Below are 659 nucleotides of genomic sequence, written 5' to 3'. Positions count from 1 at the left end.
GGCCGGGACAGCGACACCGGCGGGGTGAAGTGGACGGCGACCGCCGTCGACCTCGTCTTAGGTTGGCACTCCCAAATCCGCGCCCTCAGCGAGGGCTACGCCTCCCATGACGCCAAGGCGAAGTTCGTAAGGGACTTCGTCGCCGCCTGGGACAAGGTGATGACCCTCGACCGGAACGACGTCCGCCCCTGAGCAGGTTCCAGGGCCCCGCAGGTCGGGAGCTCCCCGAGCTCCCGACCTGCGGGACCCGGAGCCCTCGAGTCTGCCGGACCAACGGAGCGTATGGTCTCGTCGCACATCATCGACGGCTCGGTTCCGTGGCCAGGCGGAGGCGGTCGGCACTTTCCGCACCAGCCGCGTGTAACGCTCCAAGTCCCGTGCTCGCCCGGGTCGGTGTGATCCGTGACCGGCACGTCCACGTGGCCGATGATGTGCTCGCGGTCGACGGGTATGGCGTACCGCGCGCATATCCCGGCTGTGAGCCGCGCCGACGCATCTCGTCCGTGAAGTCCTCGGGCCGGTCGACGAATCCCTCGTGCTCGATGCCCACGCAGAACCCGAGGCGGTTCAACCTGTCGCGCACGGGCAGCATCACCGAGTTGACCCGCTCACTGGCCGTGATACGGGTCGTTCAGCTGCCGGAGCCCGGGCCATAGAGG

The 659-nt window shown here is 68.4% G+C and carries 1 protein-coding gene and 1 pseudogene; one reads left to right on the top strand and one right to left on the bottom strand.

Going from position 1 to position 659, the window contains the following annotated elements; translation table 11 throughout:
- The coding region (locus TN53_RS41620; protein WP_046264094.1) for a hypothetical protein at window positions 1-192 on the top strand (192 nt) is incomplete at its 5' end.
- 138 nt (window positions 193-330) lie between these two features.
- Here the strand turns inward: TN53_RS41620 and TN53_RS48860 are convergent.
- Window positions 331-550 (bottom strand): annotated as a pseudogene (locus TN53_RS48860) (N-acetylmuramoyl-L-alanine amidase); the annotation flags it as partial.
- Window positions 551-659 lie beyond the last annotated feature (109 nt).

This window comes from Streptomyces sp. WM6386, assembly GCF_000972385.1.
Taxonomy (GTDB): Bacteria; Actinomycetota; Actinomycetes; order Streptomycetales; family Streptomycetaceae; genus Streptomyces.
The sequence above is the reverse complement of the archived record's forward strand: the minus strand, read 5'-3'. Positions and strand labels throughout refer to the sequence as shown.